At 64.0% G+C, this 21,423-nt stretch carries 24 protein-coding genes; 17 read left to right on the top strand and 7 right to left on the bottom strand.

Annotated elements, in window-relative coordinates:
* The first annotated feature begins 14 nt into the window (after positions 1–14).
* Positions 15–2,054, top strand: a complete 2,040-nt coding sequence (locus A9D13_RS11145) for an acyltransferase family protein (protein WP_066773487.1) — start codon at positions 15–17, stop codon at positions 2,052–2,054.
* An 18-nt stretch (positions 2,055–2,072) separates the two neighbouring features.
* On the opposite strand, the gene A9D13_RS11150 is transcribed toward A9D13_RS11145, so the two are convergent.
* Complete coding sequence (locus tag A9D13_RS11150; protein ID WP_066773489.1) at positions 2,073–3,152, bottom strand: COX15/CtaA family protein; 1,080 nt, start codon at positions 3,150–3,152, stop codon at positions 2,073–2,075.
* A 196-nt stretch (positions 3,153–3,348) separates the two neighbouring features.
* Here A9D13_RS11150 and A9D13_RS11155 point away from each other — a divergent pair, with 196 nt between their 5' ends.
* The 5 genes from A9D13_RS11155 to A9D13_RS11175 all read left to right on the top strand — a co-directional run bounded on the left by A9D13_RS11155 (position 3,349) and on the right by A9D13_RS11175 (position 6,144).
* Positions 3,349–3,753, top strand: coding sequence for a MerC domain-containing protein (locus A9D13_RS11155; protein ID WP_066773492.1), 405 nt, complete (start codon positions 3,349–3,351; stop codon positions 3,751–3,753).
* A 37-nt stretch (positions 3,754–3,790) separates the two neighbouring features.
* Positions 3,791–4,012, top strand: coding sequence for a sulfur carrier protein ThiS (gene thiS, locus A9D13_RS21430; protein ID WP_066773495.1), 222 nt, complete (start codon positions 3,791–3,793; stop codon positions 4,010–4,012).
* 55 nt (positions 4,013–4,067) lie between these two features.
* Positions 4,068–4,871, top strand: coding sequence for a bifunctional sulfur carrier protein/thiazole synthase protein (locus tag A9D13_RS11165; protein WP_373288735.1), 804 nt, complete (start codon positions 4,068–4,070; stop codon positions 4,869–4,871).
* Between the two features lie 155 nt (positions 4,872–5,026).
* Positions 5,027–5,605, top strand: a complete 579-nt coding sequence (locus A9D13_RS11170; RefSeq protein ID WP_156522011.1) for a hypothetical protein — start codon at positions 5,027–5,029, stop codon at positions 5,603–5,605.
* Positions 5,602–6,144, top strand: a complete 543-nt coding sequence (locus A9D13_RS11175) for a hypothetical protein (protein ID WP_066773497.1) — start codon at positions 5,602–5,604, stop codon at positions 6,142–6,144. The genes A9D13_RS11170 and A9D13_RS11175 overlap by 4 nt, the downstream gene beginning before the upstream one ends.
* Here A9D13_RS11175 and A9D13_RS11180 read toward each other — a convergent pair.
* From A9D13_RS11180 to A9D13_RS11190, 3 genes are all read right to left on the bottom strand, one after another.
* Complete coding sequence (locus A9D13_RS11180) at positions 6,141–7,979, bottom strand: AMP-dependent synthetase/ligase (protein WP_066773500.1); 1,839 nt, start codon at positions 7,977–7,979, stop codon at positions 6,141–6,143. The genes A9D13_RS11175 and A9D13_RS11180 overlap by 4 nt on opposite strands.
* Before the next feature lie 108 nt (positions 7,980–8,087).
* On the bottom strand, positions 8,088–9,869 hold the full coding sequence (gene ggt / locus A9D13_RS11185) for a gamma-glutamyltransferase (RefSeq protein WP_082922291.1): 1,782 nt from the start codon (positions 9,867–9,869) through the stop codon (positions 8,088–8,090).
* Positions 9,869–10,909 carry a quinone-dependent dihydroorotate dehydrogenase gene (locus tag A9D13_RS11190; protein WP_066773504.1) on the bottom strand — a complete coding sequence of 347 codons (1,041 nt, stop codon included), beginning with the start codon at positions 10,907–10,909 and terminating at the stop codon, positions 9,869–9,871. Before A9D13_RS11190 ends, ggt begins: the two co-directional genes overlap by 1 nt.
* A 200-nt stretch (positions 10,910–11,109) precedes the next feature.
* Here A9D13_RS11190 and A9D13_RS11195 point away from each other — a divergent pair, with 200 nt between their 5' ends.
* From A9D13_RS11195 to A9D13_RS11240, 10 genes are read left to right on the top strand one after another with little or no spacing between them, the layout of a single operon-like run.
* On the top strand, positions 11,110–11,526 hold the full coding sequence (locus tag A9D13_RS11195) for an SUF system Fe-S cluster assembly regulator (protein ID WP_066773506.1): 417 nt from the start codon (positions 11,110–11,112) through the stop codon (positions 11,524–11,526).
* A complete protein-coding gene (gene sufB, locus A9D13_RS11200; protein WP_066773508.1) occupies positions 11,523–13,049 on the top strand; it encodes a Fe-S cluster assembly protein SufB in 1,527 nt (508 codons plus the stop codon). The genes A9D13_RS11195 and sufB overlap by 4 nt, the downstream gene beginning before the upstream one ends.
* Complete coding sequence (locus tag A9D13_RS11205) at positions 13,046–13,417, top strand: hypothetical protein (RefSeq protein ID WP_066773514.1); 372 nt, start codon at positions 13,046–13,048, stop codon at positions 13,415–13,417. The genes sufB and A9D13_RS11205 overlap by 4 nt, the downstream gene beginning before the upstream one ends.
* Positions 13,414–13,953, top strand: a complete 540-nt coding sequence (locus A9D13_RS11210) for a DUF559 domain-containing protein (protein ID WP_082922292.1) — start codon at positions 13,414–13,416, stop codon at positions 13,951–13,953. The genes A9D13_RS11205 and A9D13_RS11210 overlap by 4 nt, the downstream gene beginning before the upstream one ends.
* A complete protein-coding gene (gene sufC, locus A9D13_RS11215; RefSeq protein ID WP_066773519.1) occupies positions 13,953–14,693 on the top strand; it encodes a Fe-S cluster assembly ATPase SufC in 741 nt (246 codons plus the stop codon). The genes A9D13_RS11210 and sufC overlap by 1 nt, the downstream gene beginning before the upstream one ends.
* Positions 14,690–15,448, top strand: coding sequence for a SufD family Fe-S cluster assembly protein (locus A9D13_RS21110; protein WP_066773521.1), 759 nt, complete (start codon positions 14,690–14,692; stop codon positions 15,446–15,448). The genes sufC and A9D13_RS21110 overlap by 4 nt, the downstream gene beginning before the upstream one ends.
* 38 nt (positions 15,449–15,486) lie before the next feature.
* A complete protein-coding gene (locus A9D13_RS11225; RefSeq protein ID WP_066774066.1) occupies positions 15,487–16,659 on the top strand; it encodes a cysteine desulfurase in 1,173 nt (390 codons plus the stop codon).
* The gene (locus A9D13_RS11230; RefSeq protein ID WP_082922294.1) at positions 16,656–17,213 is read left to right on the top strand and encodes an SUF system Fe-S cluster assembly protein; all 558 of its coding nucleotides are present in this window, start codon (positions 16,656–16,658) and stop codon (positions 17,211–17,213) included. The genes A9D13_RS11225 and A9D13_RS11230 overlap by 4 nt, the downstream gene beginning before the upstream one ends.
* A 9-nt stretch (positions 17,214–17,222) precedes the next feature.
* Complete coding sequence (locus A9D13_RS11235) at positions 17,223–17,717, top strand: GNAT family N-acetyltransferase (RefSeq protein WP_066773524.1); 495 nt, start codon at positions 17,223–17,225, stop codon at positions 17,715–17,717.
* On the top strand, positions 17,714–18,073 hold the full coding sequence (locus A9D13_RS11240) for a HesB/IscA family protein (RefSeq protein ID WP_066773527.1): 360 nt from the start codon (positions 17,714–17,716) through the stop codon (positions 18,071–18,073). Before A9D13_RS11235 ends, A9D13_RS11240 begins: the two co-directional genes overlap by 4 nt.
* Here the strand turns inward: A9D13_RS11240 and A9D13_RS11245 are convergent, their stop codons facing one another.
* The 3 genes from A9D13_RS11245 to A9D13_RS11255 all read right to left on the bottom strand — a co-directional run bounded on the left by A9D13_RS11245 (position 18,074) and on the right by A9D13_RS11255 (position 20,292).
* Positions 18,074–19,015: a hypothetical protein gene (locus tag A9D13_RS11245; RefSeq protein WP_066773529.1), complete on the bottom strand. Its 942-nt coding sequence runs from the start codon at positions 19,013–19,015 to the stop codon at positions 18,074–18,076. It lies immediately after the preceding gene.
* Between the two features lie 81 nt (positions 19,016–19,096).
* Positions 19,097–19,546 (bottom strand): hypothetical protein, encoded by a 450-nt coding sequence (locus A9D13_RS11250; RefSeq protein WP_066773530.1) that lies wholly within the window; start codon positions 19,544–19,546, stop codon positions 19,097–19,099.
* The gene (locus A9D13_RS11255; protein WP_082922295.1) at positions 19,546–20,292 is read right to left on the bottom strand and encodes an EI24 domain-containing protein; all 747 of its coding nucleotides are present in this window, start codon (positions 20,290–20,292) and stop codon (positions 19,546–19,548) included. Before A9D13_RS11255 ends, A9D13_RS11250 begins: the two co-directional genes overlap by 1 nt.
* Positions 20,293–20,426: 134 nt before the next feature.
* Between A9D13_RS11255 and A9D13_RS11260 the strand changes: the two genes are divergently transcribed.
* Positions 20,427–21,422 (top strand): adenosine kinase, encoded by a 996-nt coding sequence (locus tag A9D13_RS11260; protein WP_066773533.1) that lies wholly within the window; start codon positions 20,427–20,429, stop codon positions 21,420–21,422.
* Position 21,423: the final 1 nt, after the last annotated feature.

Genomic DNA, 21,423 nt, shown 5'->3' on the forward strand with positions numbered 1-21,423 from the left:
CCCCAAGGAATGCCATGCAATCGAAATACCGCCCCGATATCGACGGATTGAGAACCATTGCCGTGGTGCCCGTCGTCCTGTTCCACGCAGGGCTGGGGCCTTCGGGCGGGTTCGTCGGGGTCGACATCTTCTTCGTGATCTCGGGCTATCTCATCACCATGGGGCTTTTGTCGGATAACGAACGCGGGATCTTTTCCATCGCGCGCTTTTACGAAAGGCGCATTCGCCGCATCCTGCCCGCGCTGACCGTGGTGGCGCTGGCGACGCTGCTGGCAGGCGCGTTCATCATGCTGCCCAGCGAGTTCGACGCGCTGGGGGCCAGCACGCTGAGCACCGCGTTGTTCTATTCGAACATTCATTTCTGGGCCGCGCAAAGCTACTTCGCGGCCGAAAACCTCACCAATCCGTTGCTTCACACCTGGTCCCTCTCGGTCGAGGAGCAGTTCTACATCGTCTGGCCGGTCGCGATCTGGGCGATCTACAAGCTCAGGCTCGACCGTTTTTTGCCGCAGCTGATGGTGCTGGGCATCGTCGCGACGCTGATCGCAACCGAGGTGATGCTGGGCTATTCGGCGAAGACCGCCTTCTACATGGCGCCGCTGCGCGCGTGGGAGCTGATGATGGGCGCGCTGCTGGCAACGGGCAAGGTTCCGCAGGTGAAATCGCCTGCCATGGCGCAGGGGCTTTCGGTGCTGGCGCTGGGGTTGATCGCATGGTCGCTGTTCACGCTGACGGAGGCTTCGCGCTTTCCCGGCATCTCGGCGGCACCGGCCTGCATCGGCTCGGCGCTGCTCATTCATCTTGGCGGACCTGACCGATCGATCGGCGGGCGCCTGCTGGCGCTGAAGCCGATGGTGTGGATCGGGCTGATCTCCTACTCGCTTTACCTGTGGCACTGGCCGATCTTCTCGCTCTTCACGCTGGCCAAGGGCGCGCATATGTCGGTGGGTGAGGGGCTGGCGCTGAGCGCCCTGTCGGTCCTGCTGGCATGGGCTTCGCTGCGCTTTATCGAAAAGCCGTTCCGCCGCCCGCCCGGATCGAAGCACCAGCGCGGCGGTGCGGACTGGCCTTTATTGGCGCGCGGCGCAGCGGTGCTGGTGGCGATCGGCGCGCTGGGCACCACCATCATGCTGTCGGACGGCTTCCCGTCGCGCGTGCCCGAACAGGTGGCGCGGATCGATGCGCAGCAGCTTGACGTGGTGAATGTCGATGTCGGCTGCATGGTTGATAGCAATATGCCTGCGGATCTGGCCCAAAGCTGCTTTTCCACTCCTGCCGAGCGGCAGGCGAGCGTCGCGGTATGGGGAGACAGTTTCGCGCGGCAATATGCGAATGAGATGATGGCGCATTACCGCGCGGCCGGTGATGGCAGCGACGATGCCATGCCGCTGATGCTGATGGCGACGGGCTGCACCCCGATTTCGGGCGTGACGCCGACCTTTGGCCTTGGCCGCGTCGACGAGCGCTGCAAGGCTTTCAGCGACTTTGCCGCCGACAGTCTCGAATCCATGCCCGAGCTTAAACACCTGATCATCGCGGGCCGCTGGTCCAACCTCTATGCGATCCAGATCCCCGGCGAGATCGCACCGCCCCCGACGGCGCGGTTCTATCTTTCGGATGCGAAACCGCAGCGCACTTTCGACAATACGATGGCGCAGATGGAGCAGAGCCTTGAGCGGCTGGTGCTGGCGATGCAGGACAAGGGCGTTTCGGTCACGATCATCGCCGAACCGCCGCGCTACAGCCATCAGGTGAAATCGTGTGCCGCGCGGGCCGCCTGGAACGGGGAAGAGCCGGGCATTGCCTGCGCCACGACCACGGGCCAGCAGCGCGAATTTCACAAGCCGGTGGAGAAAATGCTGGAAGGGCTGGCCGCGCGGCACGCCAATGTGACGCTGTATGATCCGCTGACGCGGTTTTGCGGCAACGGCGATGATGCGCTGTGCAAAGGCTATGCCGATGGCGAATTGCTCGCTTTCGACAATGATCATCTGACCACGGCTGGCAGCTATGTCGCGCTGAAGGGGTTCGACTGGCCCTCGGCCATGAACTGAAAGATCAGGCCGGAAGCGTCAACGTAGCGCGCTACCCGGCATGCGGTCGCGATAGCCAAGGCAATGCGCGCCCCATACCGTTGCCATCACCAGCAATGCGCCGAACAGCTGGTGCAGCACCGCGATCCAGATGAAGACATGGCTCCACACCGTGGCGATGCCGAGCAGGATCTGGATGCCGAAGACTGTGTGCAGCACGATCGAGACCGGGCGCTGCGCCGAAGCGCGCAGGCGGCGGCCCATCATCACCAGCGCCGCGACCAGCGCGAAGGCCCACCAGCGGTGAATGAAATGCACAAGGAAGACATCGGCGGAAATCGCGTGCCACAGGCCCTGCGACCAATCCGCGCCTTCGGGAAAGAACGAGCCCTGCATCAGTGGCCAGCTGTCCAGCCAGCCACCACCGGCGACGACGCCCGCGTTAAGGCCGGCCATCCACGCGCCGTAAAGCAGCTGTAATCCCAGAACGGCGAGAACCGCTATGGGAAATCCGCGAAGGCTCGCCCGCGGCTGGCCCTGCGCGAAATTGCCAAGGTCGAGCGCGGTCCACACCAGACCGCCCAGCGTGAAAAACGCGGTCATCAGGTGGATCGAGAGCCAGTAATGGCTGACATCGGTGCGACCCAGCGCCTGCGCCTCGGCGCCGGTGCCCGATTGCACCATCAGCCAGCCGAACACGCCCTGCAGCCCGCCCAAGGCCAGCAAGGCCAGCAGGCGATGCTTGTAACCGACAGGGATCGCCCGCCTCGCCCAGAACCAGACCAGCGGCACCACGAAGGCCAGCCCGATGATACGGCCCAGCAAACGATGAAACCATTCCCAGAAATAGATGAACTTGTAATCGGCCAGCGCCATGCCGGCAGGGCCGTTCACCTCGATATATTCGGGGATCTGGCGATAGGTGTCGAATTCGGCCTGCCATGCCGCATCGCTCAATGGCGGCAGCGCGCCGGTGACCGGCTTCCATTCGGTGATCGACAGGCCCGATTCGGTCAGCCGCGTGATGCCGCCCACCAGCACCATGGTCACGACAAGCGCCGCCATGACATAGAGCCAGCGCGCCACCGCACGGGGGCGGGCGGGGCCGTAATTCGCCACGGGGCTAAGCGGGGGTCCGGATACGAAGGGTCGCACGGGCGCTGCAATGCGCAGATTTATGCCACTTTCGCAAGGGGGATCGCCAGCTCGGCCGACTGCCGCGAGGGCCGGGTGATCGAAAACGGCTACCGACCAAGGAAAAGGTGCGAAGCTCTTGTACTTGCAAGATGTGACAATATATCATAGCGCGCTTCACATGTTCTCATCCAATCGCTCCTCTTCCTGCCAGCAAGATGGCGACGGTTCCTCGCGGCTCGACCGCTGGGGAATCCTGCTTTCGGGTGCCTGCGCGGTGCATTGCATCGCGGGGCTGGCGCTGGTCGGTATGCTGGGGCTGGGCGTCCCGTGGCTGCTCGCGCCCGAGATTCACGAATATGGCCTTGTCGCCGCGATCGTGATCGGCTTGGCGACCATCGGTATCGGCGTGTTGCGCCATCGCCAGTGGCTGCCGCTGGTACTGGGCGGGGTCGGCCTTGCCCTGATGGCCGCTGCGGTCGTTGGGCCGCATGGCATGATCGAGGCGGTGCTGACCGTTGGCGGCGTTGCCATCCTCGCATGGGGCCACTGGCTCAACATGCGGGCCTGCCAGACCCACTGCTGAGCTTTCCAAGGGCATCGGGCCGCGCTATGTCAGCGCCATGGCACCAAACACCCACATGATCGCGGTCACCGTCAATGGCGAAACCCGCCGCGTGCCCGAAAACACCGCCATCGCCCATCTGGTGCGCATGCTGGAGCTTGATCCGCTGAAAGTGGCGGTGGAATGCAATCGCCATGTCGTCCCGCGCTCCACGCTGGAAACGGTGACCCTGTCCGAAGGCGACGTCCTCGAAATCGTGCATTTCGTCGGCGGCGGCTAGGCGCCTGCCTTGCCGGTACTTGCATGCTCGGGCTTGCGGTTATACCGCGCATCCCATGACCGAGATGCCCACGCTTTCGCCCGAATCCGCCACCGATAGCTGGACCGTTGCTGGCCGCACGTTCAAGTCGCGCCTGATTGTCGGCACAGGCAAATACAAGGATTTCGCCCAGAACGCCGCCGCGCTGGAAGCGAGCGGGGCCGAGATCGTCACCGTGGCGGTGCGCCGCGTCAATGTGTCGGACTCAAAGGCACCGATGCTGACCGACTTCATCGACCCGAAAAAGACGACCTATCTTCCCAACACCGCCGGCTGCTTCAACGCGGACGAGGCGATCCGCACCCTGCGCCTTGCGCGCGAAGCTGGCGGCTGGGACCTGGTGAAGCTGGAAGTGCTGGGCGAGGCCAAGACGCTTTATCCCGACATGCGCGAAACGCTGAAGGCGACCGAAGTGCTGGCGAACGAAGGCTTCCTGCCGATGGTCTATTGCACCGACGATCCGATCGCGGCGAAGCAGCTGGAAGATGCAGGCGCGGTCGCGGTGATGCCGCTGGGCGCGCCGATCGGATCGGGGCTTGGCATCCAGAACCGCGTGACCATCCGCCTGATTGTCGAGGGCGCGAATGTCCCCGTGCTGGTCGATGCGGGTGTCGGCACCGCTTCGGATGCCGCCGTCGCTATGGAGCTGGGCTGCGAGGGCGTGCTGATGAACACCGCCATCGCCGAGGCGAAGGACCCGATCCTGATGGCCCGCGCCATGAAGCTTTCGGTCGAGGCGGGGCGCAGCGCCTATCTGGCAGGGCGTATGCAAAAGCGCCGCTATGCCGATCCTTCCAGCCCGCTGGCGGGGCTGATCTGATCGTTCCCTGGACGGAGAATCTTGCCCGTTAAGCACGCGGCTTAACCCGATGCTAACCCTCTCCGGCGATCCTGCGCCTGGAGATATCATTGTTGCCGGTCCGATTCTGGCTGGAATCGGCGGCGGCCAAACGGGTTTGCGAAGGGAAAGACCGCATGGGTCATCTCGACATGGCATCGCTGGCAATCGCCGAGATGCGCGAATTCGCCGAGTTCGATCCGGCGGAGCAGCGTTACATCCGGCGCAGCCTCGATGTCGGGCTGGCGCGTGCCGACGCCTATGACCGATGGGGCCGCGACGTGCGCGAAACCGATTCGATACGCCGCCAGCATCTCGCCTATCAGGATCTGGGCGCGCTTCGCGGCGCGGCGCCGACTTCGAAAAATGATCCTCGCATCGATAATTATGTCGGGCGGCTGATCCGCCTTTCGGTCTTTGATCTGGGCGAGGGGTGCCTGTTCGGCTTTTCCGCCTATCGCTTCCTGTATGAACGTCTGCTCGGCCCCGATGCGCGGCCATGGCTGCCCGCCGCGTTTTGTGCGGCTTCGGCTCTGCCGCAGATCGCGCCCGAAAAAAGGAAGACCCTCCTCCATTCGATCAGCGAGGCCGCCGCATGCGCGCCGGGCTGGTCGCGCCGCCAGCCCAGCTTCTTCCCCGACTGGCTCTCGCCCGAGGAAGAGGCCGAAATACGTCAGGATCTGGACGGCGACGGGATGGGCTATCCCGGCGCGTGAATGCGCACACCCCGTTCGAGGTAACGGCCCGCATCCCGGGCGGCTATTGCACGACCATCGATGCATGGCGCGGGCGGTGCCTCAACCTGTTTTCGGCCGTCGAGCAAGAGGTGACGCGCACGCTTATCGTTGCCCGGGAAAACGGAAGGGAGGTCGCCATTCCGCAGACCCCCGGCCTGCGCATCCAGAACGTGGCCAAATTGGTGGCAGCCGAAAAGTTCACGTCGAACCAGCGCAAGCAGATGGAGGCAACACTGCTGGCGTGGCACGCCTTTGACGATGAGCGGAACTTCCTCGCCCATGGCACGCGACAGTGCCTCACCGACCAGACGGGCAGCTGGCATGTTCGCTTCGATATCGAGCTTCACGACAAATGCGCGATGCCGCCACAACGCATATTCAGCAGTCAGGAAGCTGCCGATCTGGAGCAGGAGGTCAATGGCGCATCTGTTCGGCTGCGCACACAGCTGCGCCAGTTCCAGAGCCGCATGTCGATGAAAGAAGCTGCCGTTCGGGCGACGACCACCGAGACCGCTTAACGATACATCGCGCCGAGCCGCTCCCCATATCGGGCGCGCAAGACATGGCGGCGGATCTTCATCGAAGGGGTGAGTTCCTCGTTTTCGATGGCGAAGGGTTCGTCCGCGATCATGATGCGGCGCACCTTCTCGATCACTGACAATTGCGCGTTCACCCGGTCGACCGCGGCGCGCATGGCGGCGGCCAGTTCCGGGTCTTCGCGCCACTCGGTCCAGTCGCCGGTCTTGTCATGCGCCTTCGCCCATTCGCGCACCCATTCGGGATCGGGCACCAGCAGCCCGACAACATAAGGCTTGCGGTCGCCGGAGATCATCGCCTGCCCGATCTCGGGCTGCAGGGTGAGCATGCCTTCGACGCGCTGCGGGGCGATATTGTCGCCCTTGTCGTTGACGATCATGTCTTTCTTGCGGTCGGTGATGACGATCCGCCCGCGTTCATCGATATGGCCGATGTCGCCGGTGTGCAGCCAGCCATCCTTGAGCGCCTTCGCGGTCTCTTCCGCATTGTGCCAGTACCCATGCATGACCAGTTCGCCGCGGCACAGGATCTCGCCATCGTCGGCGATGCGCACGTCGACATTCTTGAGCGGCGGACCGACCGTATCCATGCGCAGCCCCGATTTGGGCCGGGTGACGGAGATGACGGGGCCGCTTTCGGTCTGGCCATAGCCCTGCAGCAGCGGCAGGCCGAGGCCGGTGAAGAAATAGCCGATTTCCGGATTCAGCGGCGCGCCGCCTGATACCAGCGCCTTGATCCGCCCGCCGAACTTGGCGCGGACTTTCGGGCGCAGCGTCTTGTCGAAGACCTTGTCTTCGAGGAAGTCGATAAGCGGACGCGATTTGCGATTGGATGCGCGCTCGGCATGGGTGCTCGACCGGGCGAGCAGCTTTTCGGCAAGGCCGCCCTGTTTCTGCACCTGCTTCAATATGCGGGTGCGCAGCACTTCGAACAGGCGCGGGACCACGACCATGATCGTGGGAGACACTTCCTCGATATTGCTCGAAAGCTTTTCAAGGCCCTCGGAATACCAGATCTCCGCGCCAAGGCAGATCGGGAAATGCTGCCCGCCGGTATGCTCATAGGCGTGGGAGAGCGGGAGGAAGGAGAGGAAGCGTTCCTCCTCCCACCCGAAATCCTGCGCGATCACTTCGCCCGCGCCCGCGCAATTGTGCAGGATCGCGCCATGATGCTGGCGCACCCCGCGCGGGCTTCCGCCAGTGCCGCTGGTGTAGATGATGCAGGCCAGCTCCTCGCGGCTGATCCCGGCGATCCGCGCTTCCATCGCGTGGCGCGCGGTTTCGGCATCGCCTTTCAGCAGATCGGCCCAGTTGTGATGGTTCAGCGATTGCGAGGGGCGCACAGGCTCCATCGCGATGACATGCTCGGCGCATTCGCTGGTGACGGCGGCGGGCAGCAAGGTCTGTGCCAGCTTCGGGCCCGACACGATGACGGCGCGCGCGCCCGAATTTTCCAGCACATGCTGGTGATCGTGAACCGTATTGGTGGTGTAGGCAGGGACGGTGACCATCCCCGCGCCCATGATGGCGAGATCGGCGATGCACCATTCGGGGCGGTTTTCGCTGACCAGCAGCACCCGGTCGCCCTTGTCGAGGCCCAGTTTGAGGAGTGCATCGGAAAGCAGGCACACCTGCGCGACCGTTTCGCGCCAGCTTTGCGACACCCATTCCCCATCAACCTTGCGCGTGAGGAAGGGCACATCGCCCATCACATCCGCGCGGTCGAGGAACATCGAGACGAGGTTCGGCGCCTTCTCGATATCGCTTAGCGAAAAGCCGTGCGGCCCCGTTTCGGGCCTGTTGCTACCCTTTGCCATCAGTAACGACCAATCAATCATCCACGCGGTTGTTCCCGCTCCCACCCATGGCATTAGGGGAGCGGGGGCGGGGCGGCAAGCCGCTGGCGGGGGTGGGCTTGCCTGGGCCTATTCGTGCGCGCCGTTGAGATTGTTCTCACGCCGGTCGATGACAGAGACATTGCCGAGCGTATCCATGGCAACGCCCTCGCTGCGCGGATCGGCCGCGCCGATCCAGCGGCCATCGACCTGTTCGACCGCATTGGCCTTCAGCCCCAGCGGCCCGACCTTCACATCCTCGCCCAGCGCCTGCAGGGCGGGGACCATGGCGACCAGCTCGGTGCCTTCCTCGATCGTGGCGGTCTTGCTGCCCGGCGCATAGATCAGCCCCATGGCGATCGCGTCCTGCGCCGAAAGGCCCCAGTCGACGACGCCGATGATGGCCTTTGCGACCTGGCAGATGATCGTCGCCCCGCCTGCCGCGCCAATGGCGAGGCGGACGCTGCCGTCGGGATTATAGACGATGGTGGGCGCGAGCGAACTCCTAGGCCGCTTGCCGCCCTCGACCCGGTTGGCGACGAGATAGCCGTCCTTGTCGGGTACCATGTCGAAATCGGGCAGCTCGTTATTGAGCATCAGCCCATCCACCGCGATGCCCGAGCCGAAATAGCCGTTGATGGTGGTGGTGGTCTGGACGACATTGCCATAGCCGTCGACGACGGCGAGATCGCTGGTGCCCGGATCGTTCTTGAAGGGAACCTCCTGCCGGGCAGGAGCGCCCGGAGGCGTGCCGGGGCCGAAGTCGACCATGGTGCTGTCGGGCTTGATGAGCGCCGACCGGCTGGCCAGATAGCCCTCGTCCAGCATGCCCGCGGTGGGCACGTCGACGAAATCGGGATCGCCGATATAGAGGTTGCGATCGGCATAGGCGAGCCGTTCGGATTCGGCGAGCAGGTGCCACGAAACCGGATTGCCGCGCCCCAGCGCCGCCATGTCGAAGCGTTCCAATTGCTCAAGGATCATCAGCACGGTGATCCCGCCCGAAGACGGCGGTCCCATGCTGCAAACCTTGTAGGCGCGGTACATGCCGCAGACCGGTTCGCGATCGGGCACGGTATAGCTGGTGATATCGGCGCGGGTCATCATCGAGGGATTGACCTCTGCCGTGTTGAGCGCGGTCACCATCTTGTCGACCATGTCGCCCTGATAAAACGGCTCGGTCCCTTCGCTTGCCAGCCGCTCCAGCGTGTCGGCCATGGCCGGAACCGTCATCATCGATCCGGTCGCCACCGGCTCCCCGCCGGGGAAATAGGTGTCCTTCGCCCAGCCGGTCACATGGCGGCCATAGAGGTCGAGACCGTTGTGCAGGCGGGGCGAGACCTTGAAGCCTTCGCGCGCCAGCAGAATCGCAGGCTGAAACAGCTCGGCCCAGGGGAGCTTGCCCCAGCGTTCATGCGCCTTGGCCATGGCGGCCAGCGCGCCGGGAACGCCCGCGCTGCGCCCGCCAATGGCGGCGCTGCGATAGGGAAGCGGCTGGCCGTCAGGGCCATAGAACCATTCGCCGTCCGCCGCTGCCGGGGCCTTTTCACGCCCGTCCAGCGTGGCGAGCGAACCGTCCGCGCCATCGTGGCGGACCCAGAACAACCCGCCGCCAATGCCGGAATTCTGCGGCTCCACCACATTGAGTGCCAGCATGGTGGCAATGGCGGCATCCGTGGCGCTGCCGCCTTTTTTCAGCATCTCGACACCGGCTGCCACCGCGCGCGGATCGGCGGCGCTGACGACACCCGGCGATGCAGGAGCCGAAGCGGGTGGGGGCGGCGCAGGAGCGACGGCGGTATCGACCGGAGTGGTGCAGCCTGCCAGCAGCGTGCCGGCAAGGAGGAAAGACAATACTCCGGTGGTTTTCATCAAATGCTCCCGATGGCGTCTGAAATGCTGGTGAATCCGTCGCGCCGCATCAGCGCGGGAAGGCCCCGCGTGATGGCAGCGGCAATGCCCGGCCCTTCATAGACCATGGCGCTGTAAAGCTGGACGAGGCTGGCCCCGGCGCGGATGCGCTCCCACGCATCCTCTGCCGTGGCGATCCCGCCGATGCCGATCAATGGCACTGCGCCGCCGCTGGCCTTCCGGAAATCCTTGAGCCGCTGGAGCGCCAAGTCCTTGAGCGGCGCACCAGACAGGCCGCCAGTTTCGCCCGCATGAGGCGAGGCGAGCGGCGGCCGTTCGATCGTGGTGTTAGATATCATCAGCGCGCCGAGGTTTTTCTCGATGGCGATCTTCGCGATGGCGTCGATGTCGTCCGCAGTCAGATCGGGCGCGACCTTGAGGAAAACGGGCACGTCCTGCGCGCCGCGCGCCTCCATCACGACATCGAGCAATCCTGCCAGAGCGGCCGGATCCTGCAATGCGCGCAGCCCCGGCGTGTTGGGGCTGGAGATATTGACCGCGAGATAGGAAGCATAGGGTGCCATGGTGCTGGCCATGATCGCGTAATCGCGCACGCGGTCCTCGCTGTCCTTGTTCGCGCCGATATTGATGCCGACGATGCCGGGGCGGCCTGCACGGGCCTCCATCCGCTGTTCGACGATGGCCGCGCCGTCATTGTTGAAGCCCATGCGGTTGATGACCGCGCGATCCTCCTCCAGCCGGAACAGGCGGGGTTTGGGATTGCCTTCCTGCGGGCGCGGCGTGACCGAACCCAGCTCGGCAAAGCCGAAGCCGCAGCGTAGCAACGCATCGGGCGCTTCGCCGTTCTTGTCGAAACCTGCCGCCATGCCGACCGGATTGGGAAAATCCAGCCCCGCGAGCGTTACGGCCAGCGCGGAATCGGGGCGCGGCGGGCTGGCAAGAACCGAGGAGGGAAGCGTCTTCAGCGCGCTCAGGGCGATGCCATGCGCCTTTTCGGCATCCATGCGAAAGATCAGCGGGCGCAGCAGGGAATAGACCATCGGTTTGCGGATTATGGCACTGGCTCCGGCTTGTCGATGGGCAATGCGGCGGTGCAGCAAAGATGCTAACGACTCGCAACAGGGGATCTGGCGTTGAATTCGGAGCGAAATGGTCCTAATTGTAATTCGGAACGAATTGGTCCGATTTACCCGGACCGACCCGCAAACCCTCGAACGCCGACGAAAGCACACGCACCCCCATGCGCCTTTCCAACCTTGCCGATTATGCCGTGGTCGCCATGCGCGCCGCCGCCACCCATTGCGGGGGCGTAAAGGCCAATGCGGCGGGTCTGGCGGAAGAGACCGGCCTTCCTGCGCCCACGGTGCAGAAGCTGGTCAGCCGATTGAGCGCGGCGGGTTTGCTGCGCTCCACGCGCGGGGCTGGCGGCGGCATAAGGCTGGCGCGGCCCGCAGCGGCGATCACCTTGGCCGACATCGTCGAGGCGGTGGAGGGCCCCATCGTGCTCACCCAGTGCGGCGACACCGGCGGGGGTGACTGCGCCATCGAACACACTTGCAACGTGCGGCCCCACTGGCCGCAGGTCAATCGCGCCATCCGCGGCGCGCTGGCCGGGATTACACTCGCCGATCTGGCGAAGGAGGAAGAGGCGGCATGAGCCAGTCCGACAACAATGATCAGGCCGTTGTAGCACGCGCTTCGCAGGAAGAGGCGATCGAGAAGGATCGCGCCGCGCGCGAGGCGGCAAAGTCGCTCGAAACCTATGAGTTCGGCTTCTCCTCCGACATCGAGCAGGAATTTGCCGAAAAGGGCCTGTCCGAAGAAACCGTCCGCTTCATCTCGGCCAAGAAGGAAGAGCCGGAATGGATGCTGGAATGGCGGCTTAAAGCCTATCGCCACTGGCTGACCCTGACCCCGCCCGACTGGGCGAAGCTGAACGTGCCGCCGATCGATTACCAGGACGCGTATTACTACGCCGCGCCCAAGGCGAAGCCGAAGCTGGAATCGCTGGATGAGCTCGATCCCGAGATCAAGGCGGTGTACGACAAGCTGGGCATTCCGATTGCCGAGCAGGAAGTGCTCGCAGGCGTGGAAGGCGCGCGCAAGGTTGCCGTGGACGCGGTGTTCGACAGCGTCTCGGTCGCCACCACCTTCCGCAAGGAGCTTGAAGAAGCGGGCGTCATCTTCCGCTCCATCTCTGAGGCGATCAAGGAATACCCCGACCTTGTGAAGAAGTGGCTGGGCAAGGTCGTGCCCATGCAGGACAACTTCTTCGCCACCCTTAATTGCGCGGTCTTTTCGGACGGCACCTTCGTCTACATCCCCAAGGGCGTGCGCTGCCCGATGGAGCTGTCGACCTATTTCCGCATCAATGCCGAAAACACCGGCCAGTTCGAACGCACCCTGATCGTGGCGGATGAGGGGAGCTATGTCTCCTACCTTGAGGGCTGCACCGCGCCTATGCGCGATGAAAACCAGCTGCATGCCGCGGTGGTGGAACTGGTCGCGCTGGACGATGCCGAGATCAAATATTCGACCGTGCAGAACTGGTACCCGGGCGATGCCAACGGCAAGGGCGGCATCTACAACTTCGTGACCAAGCGGGCGCTGTGCCAGGGCAAGAACAGCAAGGTTTCTTGGACGCAGGTGGAAACCGGCAGCGCGGTGACGTGGAAATACCCGTCCTGCGTGCTGAACGGCGAAAACTCGGTGGGTGAGTTCTACTCGGTCGCCGTCACCAATAATTACCAGCAGGCCGATACCGGCACCAAGATGATCCACAACGGGAAGAACTCCCGCTCGACCATTATTTCCAAAGGTATTTCGGCGGGAAAGTCGAACAACACCTATCGCGGCCTCGTCCGCGTGGGCGCGAATGCCGATAATGTGCGCAATTTCACCCAGTGTGACAGCCTGCTGCTGGGCGACAAATGCGGCGCGCATACCGTGCCCTATATCGAGGTGAAGAACCCCTCGGCTCAGATCGAGCATGAGGCGACCACGTCGAAGATCAGCGACGACCAGCTGTTCTATGCGATGCAGCGCGGCCTTGGCGAGGAAGAGGCCGTGGCGCTGATCGTCAACGGCTTTGCCAAGGAGGTCCTCAAGGAACTCCCGATGGAATTCGCGGTCGAGGCGCAGAAGCTGCTCGCGATCTCGCTTGAGGGGAGCGTGGGGTGATTGAGATTCTCGCTGCCGCTGCTGAGGCCGCCGATCATATGAGCTCTGACGAAATATCACGTGTGATGCTGTTAAGTGCGAGCTGGATCACGTTCTATTGGCTCTTGCCAATGGTTGGTGGATTCATGTTCGCGAGCCATTGGAAGGCATTTTTGGTCTGGGCCGTTGTTTTAGCTTCTAGTTCTTTGCTTATTCATCTGACGCGCAACTATTTGGCGAATTACTACGGTGAACTGCTGGGCCCGGTGTGGCAATGGGCGATTGTAATACTGGCGCCGACGCTATTTTTCGCTTTGCTTGGCATTTTCATCCGAAAGACATGGGATCGCAGGGCGGCCCGACGCGCAGCCCATAAGGTGCAATCATGACCGACCGTAAAACCCTCCAGATCAAGCCCGCGTCCGAGCAGGACGATGCCGCGCCCGCCATCAAGAAAAAGGGCCGCGGCTGGGAGATTTCCGAATCCCGCCTCGACACGCTGCACGACCGTGCGCGCGAGATGCGGCGCGAGCCCAGCGAGGCGCACAAGGCATTGGCCGCCAGGTTCGCCGAAGCGGACATGGGCAAATACAGCTTTAAACGGTTCGCCGTGGTGGGCTCTGCCATCGTCGATTTTAACTGCCACAACCTCGGCATGGCGATCATCGTCGAGGAAGAGGGCGAGAACGAGACGCTCGCCACCCGCCGCGACAAGAGCCTTGAGACCGTGGGCATCCGCGTGATGCGCATTAAGGCGAGCGACATTCTTGAGAACATGGACGCGGTGCTGGGCCGCATCACCGCCGGCATGCGCGTGCGCATCGGTGACCGCCGCGAAGCGCGAGCGAAGCATTTCGAACAAAAGCGTGGGTCAGGGCAGGGCTACAAGCCCCGCAGCTATCGCGCAGGACCGAGAGAAGACTGATGTTGAAGATTGAAAACCTCCACGCCGAAATTGACGGCAAGCAGATCCTCAACGGCCTGACGCTGGAAGTCGGCGCGGGTGAGGTGCATGCGATCATGGGCCCCAATGGCGCGGGCAAGTCGACGCTCGCCTATGTGCTGGGCGGCCGTCCCGGTTACGAAGTGACCGAGGGCAGCGTGACCTTCAACGGCGAGGACATGCTGGAGCTGGAGCCGCATGAGCGTGCCGCCGCCGGCCTGTTCCTCGGCTTCCAGTATCCGGTCGAAATTCCCGGCGTTTCCAACGTGCAGTTCCTGCGCGAGGCGCTGAATTCGCAGCGCAAGGCGCGCGGTGAAGAACCGCTGTCGGGCGGCGAATTCCTCAAGCTCGCCAAGGAAAAGGCGGGTCTGCTGAAGCTAGACATGGAGATGTTGAAGCGCAACGTGAACGTCGGCTTTTCAGGCGGCGAAAAGAAGCGCGCCGAGATGGTGCAGATGGGCATCCTCGACCCGAAGCTGGCGATCCTTGATGAGACGGACTCCGGCCTCGACATCGATGCGCTGCGCACGGTGGGTGAGGGGATCAATGCGATCATGCGCCAGCCCGACAAGGCGGTGCTGCTGATCACCCACTACCAGCGCCTGCTCGACTATGTGCAGCCCGACAAGGTGCATATCCTGGCAAAGGGCCAGATCGTGAAGACCGGCGGCCCCGAACTGGCGCTCGAGCTTGAGCGTGAGGGTTACGAGGCGGTCGCATGAGCGATCTTGCAACCCTTCCCACCACGCGTGACGAGGATTGGCGCTATGCCGATCCCGATGCGCTGAAAGAGCTGACGGCAGAGGTGCTGGACGACTGGCAGGAGGTTACGCTTTCTGCCGGTGAGACCAGCGTGCAGAGCTTCGTGCTGGACGACACCAACCCCGGCGTGACCCGCGTGCGGCTGGCGCTGGGCGAGGGCGCACGGGCCGAGATCTACGCCATCGCTTCGGCCAGCGAATACGCAAGGCTGGAGGTCGAGGTGACCCTGACGCGCGGATCGCATTTCGAATTCGGCGGCGTGACCATCGGCGGCGGCGATGTGACGCGTGAGTTCGTCACCCGCGTGACCCATGCCGAGCCGGAAGCCACCAGCAACCAGACCATCCGTGCCGTCCATTGGAACCGCGCCATCGGCAATTTCCTTGGCCGGATCGAGGTCGTGCGCGATGCGCAAAAGACCGATGCGGCACAGAATTTCCGCGCGATCCTGCTGGAAAAGGGCGCGAGTGCGAACACGAAGCCGGAGCTGGAAATCTTCGCCGACGATGTGAAATGCGCCCACGGTGCAGCCATCGGCGCGCTGGACCCGATGGAAGGCTTCTACATGGCCGCGCGCGGCATTCCGCCAGAGGTCGCTCGCAAGCTGCAGGTGCAGGCCTTCGTCGCCGATGCCTTTGCCGAGATGCAGGACGAGGCCAAGGCCGAGGAACTGCTGGGCAAGGTGCTGGACCGGCTGGGGGACGCGCAACTGTGACCACCGAACTGCTTTCCCGAAAGGCCGATTTTCCCGGCATGGTCACAGCCGATGGCAAGCCGTGGCACTATCTCGACACGGCGGCCACGGCGCAAAAGCCGCAGGCGGTGGTCGATGCGATGACCCGCGCCTTGGGCCGCGATTACGCGACCGTGCATCGCGGTGTTTATTCCCGCAGCGCCGAAATGACGCTGGGCTATGAAGCCGCGCGCCGCCGCATCGCCGCTTTCGTCGGGGGGCAGGAGGACGAGATCGTCTTCACCCGCGGCGCGACCGAGGCGATCAACCTTGTCGCTGCGACTTGGGGTGTCGCCAATCTTAAAAAGGGCGACCGCATCCTGCTCTCGACGTTGGAGCATCACTCCAACATCGTCCCATGGCAGATGCTGCGCGAAAAGACCGGGGTCGAGATCGACGTTTGCCCGCTGACCGAGGACGGGCGCATCGATATCGAGGCGGCGAGCCGCATCGTCGGCAAGCGCCATAAGCTCATCGCGCTCGCCCATGTGTCGAACGTGCTGGGATCAAAGCTCGATGTCGCCGCCGCCGCCGATCTGGCGCGCTCGGTCGATGCGAAGCTGCTGCTGGACGGTTGCCAGGCGGTTCCGCGCCTCAAGGTCGATGTCGAGGCGCTGGGCTGCGACTTCTACGTGTTCTCCGCGCACAAGCTTTATGGCCCTACCGGAATCGGCGCGCTCTGGGCGAAGAAGGATATTCTGGATGCCATGCCGCCCTATCAGGGTGGCGGATCGATGATCGACCGCGTGACTTTCGAGCGCACGACCTGGGCCGACGCGCCCACGCGTTTCGAGGCGGGCACCCCCGCCATTACCGAGGCGATCGCCTTTGCCGCTGCCGCCGATTACGTCGACAGCATCGGGATCGAGGCTATCGAAGCGCATGAAGAGCGCCTGACCGCGATGGCCCGGGACGAGCTGGCGAAGATCAATTCGCTCAGGCTCTATGGGCCGGAAGACAGCGCCGGGATCATCAGCTTCACGCTGGGCGATATCCATCCGCACGACCTCGGCACTATTCTCGACGAAGAAAACGTCGCCATCCGCGCCGGGCATCACTGCGCCCAGCCGCTGATGGACCACCTTGGCGTGCCGGCCACGGCTCGCGCCAGCTTCGCCCTCTATTCCGATGAGGACGATATCGCCGCCCTGCTGCGCGGCATTGAACGCACGATGAGGATTTTTGGGTCATGAGCAGTTCTGACGACCAGAACCCCAATGAAACGACCGACCGCGTGGTCGCGCCATCGCCTTTCGACGCCGCGCCGCGCCGACCGGCTGCCGAAGAGGTCGACAGCGTCGCCCCCGCGCCGCGCGCCCGCGTCGACGATGCGGTGGACGAGAGCGCCGGGGAAACTGCCGGCGATAAGCTGGGCCGCAAGAAGGACTATCTCGAGGGTTTCCTCAAGCAAAGCCCGGCAGGCGTTTCCGGCAATGAACCGGGCGGCGATCTGTATGAAAGCGTGATTACCGCGCTGAAAGAGATCTACGATCCGGAAATCCCGGTGAACATCTACGATCTCGGCCTGATCTATGGCGTCGACATCGATGACAGCGGCCATGCCAATGTCACCATGACGCTGACCACGCCGCATTGCCCGGTTGCCGAATCCATGCCGGGTGAGGTCGAGCTTCGCGTCGGCGCGGTGCCGGGCGTGGGCGATGCGGAGGTCAATCTCGTCTGGGATCCGCCATGGGATCCGGGCAAGATGAGCGACGAGGCCAAGCTCGAACTGGGCATGCTGTAAAGGCCCGTCATGAGCGTTACCGCCGATCTTACCGTCACGCTGGCCGATTACGGCGATCCCGCCGATGGCGCGGACCTGCTGGCCATGCTCGACGTCTATGCCCGCGATCCGATGGGCGGGGGCGAGCCCCTGGCGCAAGTGACGCGGGACAATCTGCTGGCGGGTCTTGCCGCGCAGCCCGGCGCGTTCACGCTGCTGGCGCGGCTTGACGGTAAAGCGGTAGGGTTGGCCAATTGCTTCACCGGCTTTTCGACCTTCAAGGCGAAACCGCTGATCAACATCCACGACATCGCCGTCGCGCCCGATGCACGCGGCAAGGGCGTGGGCCGGGCGCTGATGCGCGCCGTCGAAGCCGAAGCGAAAAAGCGCGGCGCGTGCAAGATCACGCTGGAGGTGCTGGGCGGTAACGAACCTGCCAAGGCGCTTTACGCGGCTGAAGGCTTTGGCAGCTATGCCCTTGATCCGGCGATGGGCAATGCCCAATTTTGGGAGAAGACATTATGACCGACACCAAGACCCGCCCCGCCCCCAAGGCCGCCGTGACGCTGACCGCCAGCGCCGAGCGGCGCGTTGCCGATCTCATGGCAAAGGCGCCCGAAGGCGCGATCGGCGTAAAGCTTTCGACCCCGCGCCGGGGTTGTTCGGGCCTTGCCTATTCGGTCGATTACGTGACCGAGGAAGCGAAGTTCGACGAAAAGATCGAGACGCCCGGCGGCGTGTTCTACATCGACAGCGCCAGCGTGCTTTACCTGATCGGCAGCACGATGGACTGGGTGGAGGACGATTTCCAGGCCGGTTTCGTTTTCAACAATCCCAATGCCACTGGCAGCTGCGGCTGCGGCGAAAGCTTTACCGTATAATCACGCGGCGGGCGGATCGCCGCCTGCCAGGAAATGGAGCAGGGCGCGGTCGTATTCGTCGATCTCGCCATTCGCCTCGACCTGCGCGTCCAGCCATGCCTTTTCGCTGGCGGTGACCTGCGCCTTGTTCGCGACCATTTCCGAAATGTCCGGACGGTCCTTCTTTCGATTGAGCAAGCTGGCGCCATCGGGCACGGCCTTTGCCATGCGGCGCAGAAAGCGCGACACGCTGCTGGCGCTATCGCTCATGAAATTGTCGAGTTCGGCGGCGCGGTCGCGGCTGATCTGCGCATTTGCCCCTGAATAGGCCTGCAGGTAATTGCCCACGCCCTGTACGAACAGGCGTTTCCAGCCCCGTGCATTGGGTGCGGTCAGGGTCGCGTCCTTAATCCGGAACAGCAGCTCTGCTTCGCGGCGGCTAACGGCGGCGGGGCGGTCGCTCGCCTGTCCGAACACGACGCGGCGCATGATCGCGACCTCGGCGTCGGTGACATGGGTGTCGGATAGCTCTCCACCCGACCGGGTCGGGCCGGTGCCGCTCAGCACCTCGCGTTCCAGCTGCTCCAGCACGAAGGTCTTGAGGCTGTCGGGCACGTTTTTCGCGCGTTCGATCATGCGGACGAGGAGTTCGATCTCCGCCATCGAATCGACGCGTCCGTCGATACTGACCTGCGCGATCAGCCAGTCGGCCTGTTCCTCGCTCATGTAACCGGCAGGCTGCTGCTGGTGCAGGAGATAGGCCGAAAGCGCCTCGGTGAAGAAATCGGTCCAGCTGGCAGAGCGCGTGCCAAGTGCATGATTGATCGAGAAGATCGCGGCCGCTTCGGCTTCTCCGATCTGGCCGTCGCACCATCCCTCGCGGCGAAGCTGCATGATTTCGTCATCGCTGATCGCGCCGCCTTGGGCGGTCTGCGCCGTGATGGCCTGGAAATTGATGCTCATGCTTTTTCCCGCTCAAACCCTGATGTCCGGACAGGGACTATCGTGCAGGAGGGTTAAAACGGGGTTATCACGCGCCTTGCCCTAGCGCCTGCGCATCGCTGCCACGCAGGCCGCGCGGTCGACATCGCGCCCGTCGCTGCGGCGGGCCTCGACCCATGAGGCGGTCTCGTCCGCGCCGGGACGCGGGGGATAGAGAAACACGTCCAGTATGCAGCGCGTGCCCGAGAATTGCAGCTTTCTCGCATCGCCTTCCCATACATCGAGGCGCGGTGTGCCGAACAGGCGGGTCAGTGCATTGGCATCGGCGCCGATCACCCCTTCAAGGCCCGGCCCCTTCATGACAGGCGCAGCGCGAAAGCCAGAGGCCGGGACGGCGGGAGCCTGCTGCGGCGGCACCGGCACGCGCTGCCCGATGGTCGGCTGATTGCCGTAATTGGTCGGATAGCGCTTGGCCGCAGGTGTGGCGCAGGCGGCCAGCAGCGGCACCAGCATCAGCCCCAGAACCGGGGAGAGACGAGAAATTCTTGGCATCAGCCCTCTTGTGAAGATGCCCGCGTGGCTGCGCGGTGAACGAGATGGGTGGCCGCCGCCGCCCCCAGGAACGGGGCAAGCAGGTTGACGACCGGTATGGCCAGCATCGCTACCACGCCAAGGCCAAGCAGGAAACGGGCCCCTGCGGCCAGCGGTGCTGCCGTTCCGTCGTTTGGATGGCGCATCCACGCCATCTCCTGCAATTCGCGGCCCAGCAGGAACGCGTTGACGGTGATGAACAATACGGCGGTGCCGACACCGGTGATGATCAGCGCCAGCGCGATGGGCAGCACCAGCGCGTTGACGATGATCGTGCGCGCCATGCCGCGCAGGGCCGCGCCGATCTCTTCGGAAAGCGGGACATCGCGCGGAGTAAAGGCCGGGTAATGCCGCGCCTCCACCGCCGAGACGACATCATCGGCATAGAACTGCAGCACCGCCATGGCGATGATCCGCCACACCAGCCATGCCGACAGCACGGCGGCCACCACCGCGACCAGCTGGCCCAGCCCTGCGACCCAAGTGCTTTCGCTGTCCGCGACCCATGCGAAAGCGGCCTCGAACGCGGTGAAACCGCCCCATCCCACCAGCGCCAGCAAGACGAGCGAGACGAGCGCGCTTTTCACAAGCAGGCCGATGACGCGGCCATCGGTCAATTGCAGCGCGCCCAGCGCGAACGCGCCGGGGATGGAAAGCGATTGCAGAGCCTCGCGTTTGAGGCCGGTGGGAGGAGTGCGTTGCGACATGCGGGGGATGATAGATGGGGCGCGGTGCTTGCTGTCAACGCCAGTCGCGGTTAGCGACAGGGGATTATCTTGGCACTTCCTGCCTTGTCGGGGCGTTGGTCCCCACAACTTCCGCTTATCCAAGAGGCCAATTCATGACCGAACCCCGTTTCGACGTTCTCGCCATCGGCAATGCCATCGTCGACGTGATCTCAACTTGCGACGATGCTTTCCTGGCCGAAAACGCGCTGGAAAAGGGCGCGATGACACTGGTCGACACGGAACAGGCGGAGGCGCTTTACGCCAAGATGGGGCCGGGGCGCGAGATTTCGGGTGGCTCTGCCAGCAACACCTGCGCTTCGCTGGCCGCGCTCGGCAGCCGCTGCGCCTTTATCGGGCAGGTCGCCAACGACCAGCTGGGCAGCGTGTTCGCGCATGACATCCGCGCCGCGGGCATTCATTACGCCACCGTGGCGCGCGAAGGCGAACCGCCCAGCGCTCGCTGCCTGATCCTGGTCACGCCCGACGGTCAGCGCACGATGAATACTTTCCTTGGCGCTTCGCAGTACCTGTCCGCCACTTCGATCGACCCGGCATTGGTGGCCGATGCCAAGGTGCTCTATCTCGAAGGTTACCTGTGGGACCCGGACGAGCCGCGCACCGCGATGCAGGGCGCGATCGAATGCTGCCGCGAAGCCGGACGCGAGGTGGCCTTCACCCTGTCCGATTCCTTCCTCCTCCACCGCCATGGCGACGATTTCCGCGCCCTGATCGAGGGCGGGCAGATCGATATCCTCTTTGCGAACGAAGACGAGGCATTGGCGCTGACCGGTGCCGAGGATGTCGAGGGCGCGATCGAATGGCTCGCGCCCAAGCTGCCCGTTCTGGTCGTGACCCGCAGCGAAAAGGGCGCGATTGCCGTGCGCGGCGACGAACGCGTCGAAGTCGAGGCCCAGCCGGTCGAAAAGGTGATCGACACCACCGGCGCGGGCGACAGCTTTGCTGCCGGGTTCCTGCACGGCCATGTGCAGGGCAAGCCGCTCAAGGAATGCCTGACGCTGGGCGCGATCGCGGCGGCCGAAGTCATCAGCCATTACGGCGCGCGGCCCGAAGCGAACCTGTCGGACCTCGTGCGCGAGAAGATGGGCTGAT

It is taken from the genome of Croceicoccus mobilis (genome assembly GCF_001661965.1).
GTDB lineage: Bacteria > Pseudomonadota > Alphaproteobacteria > Sphingomonadales > Sphingomonadaceae > Croceicoccus > Croceicoccus mobilis.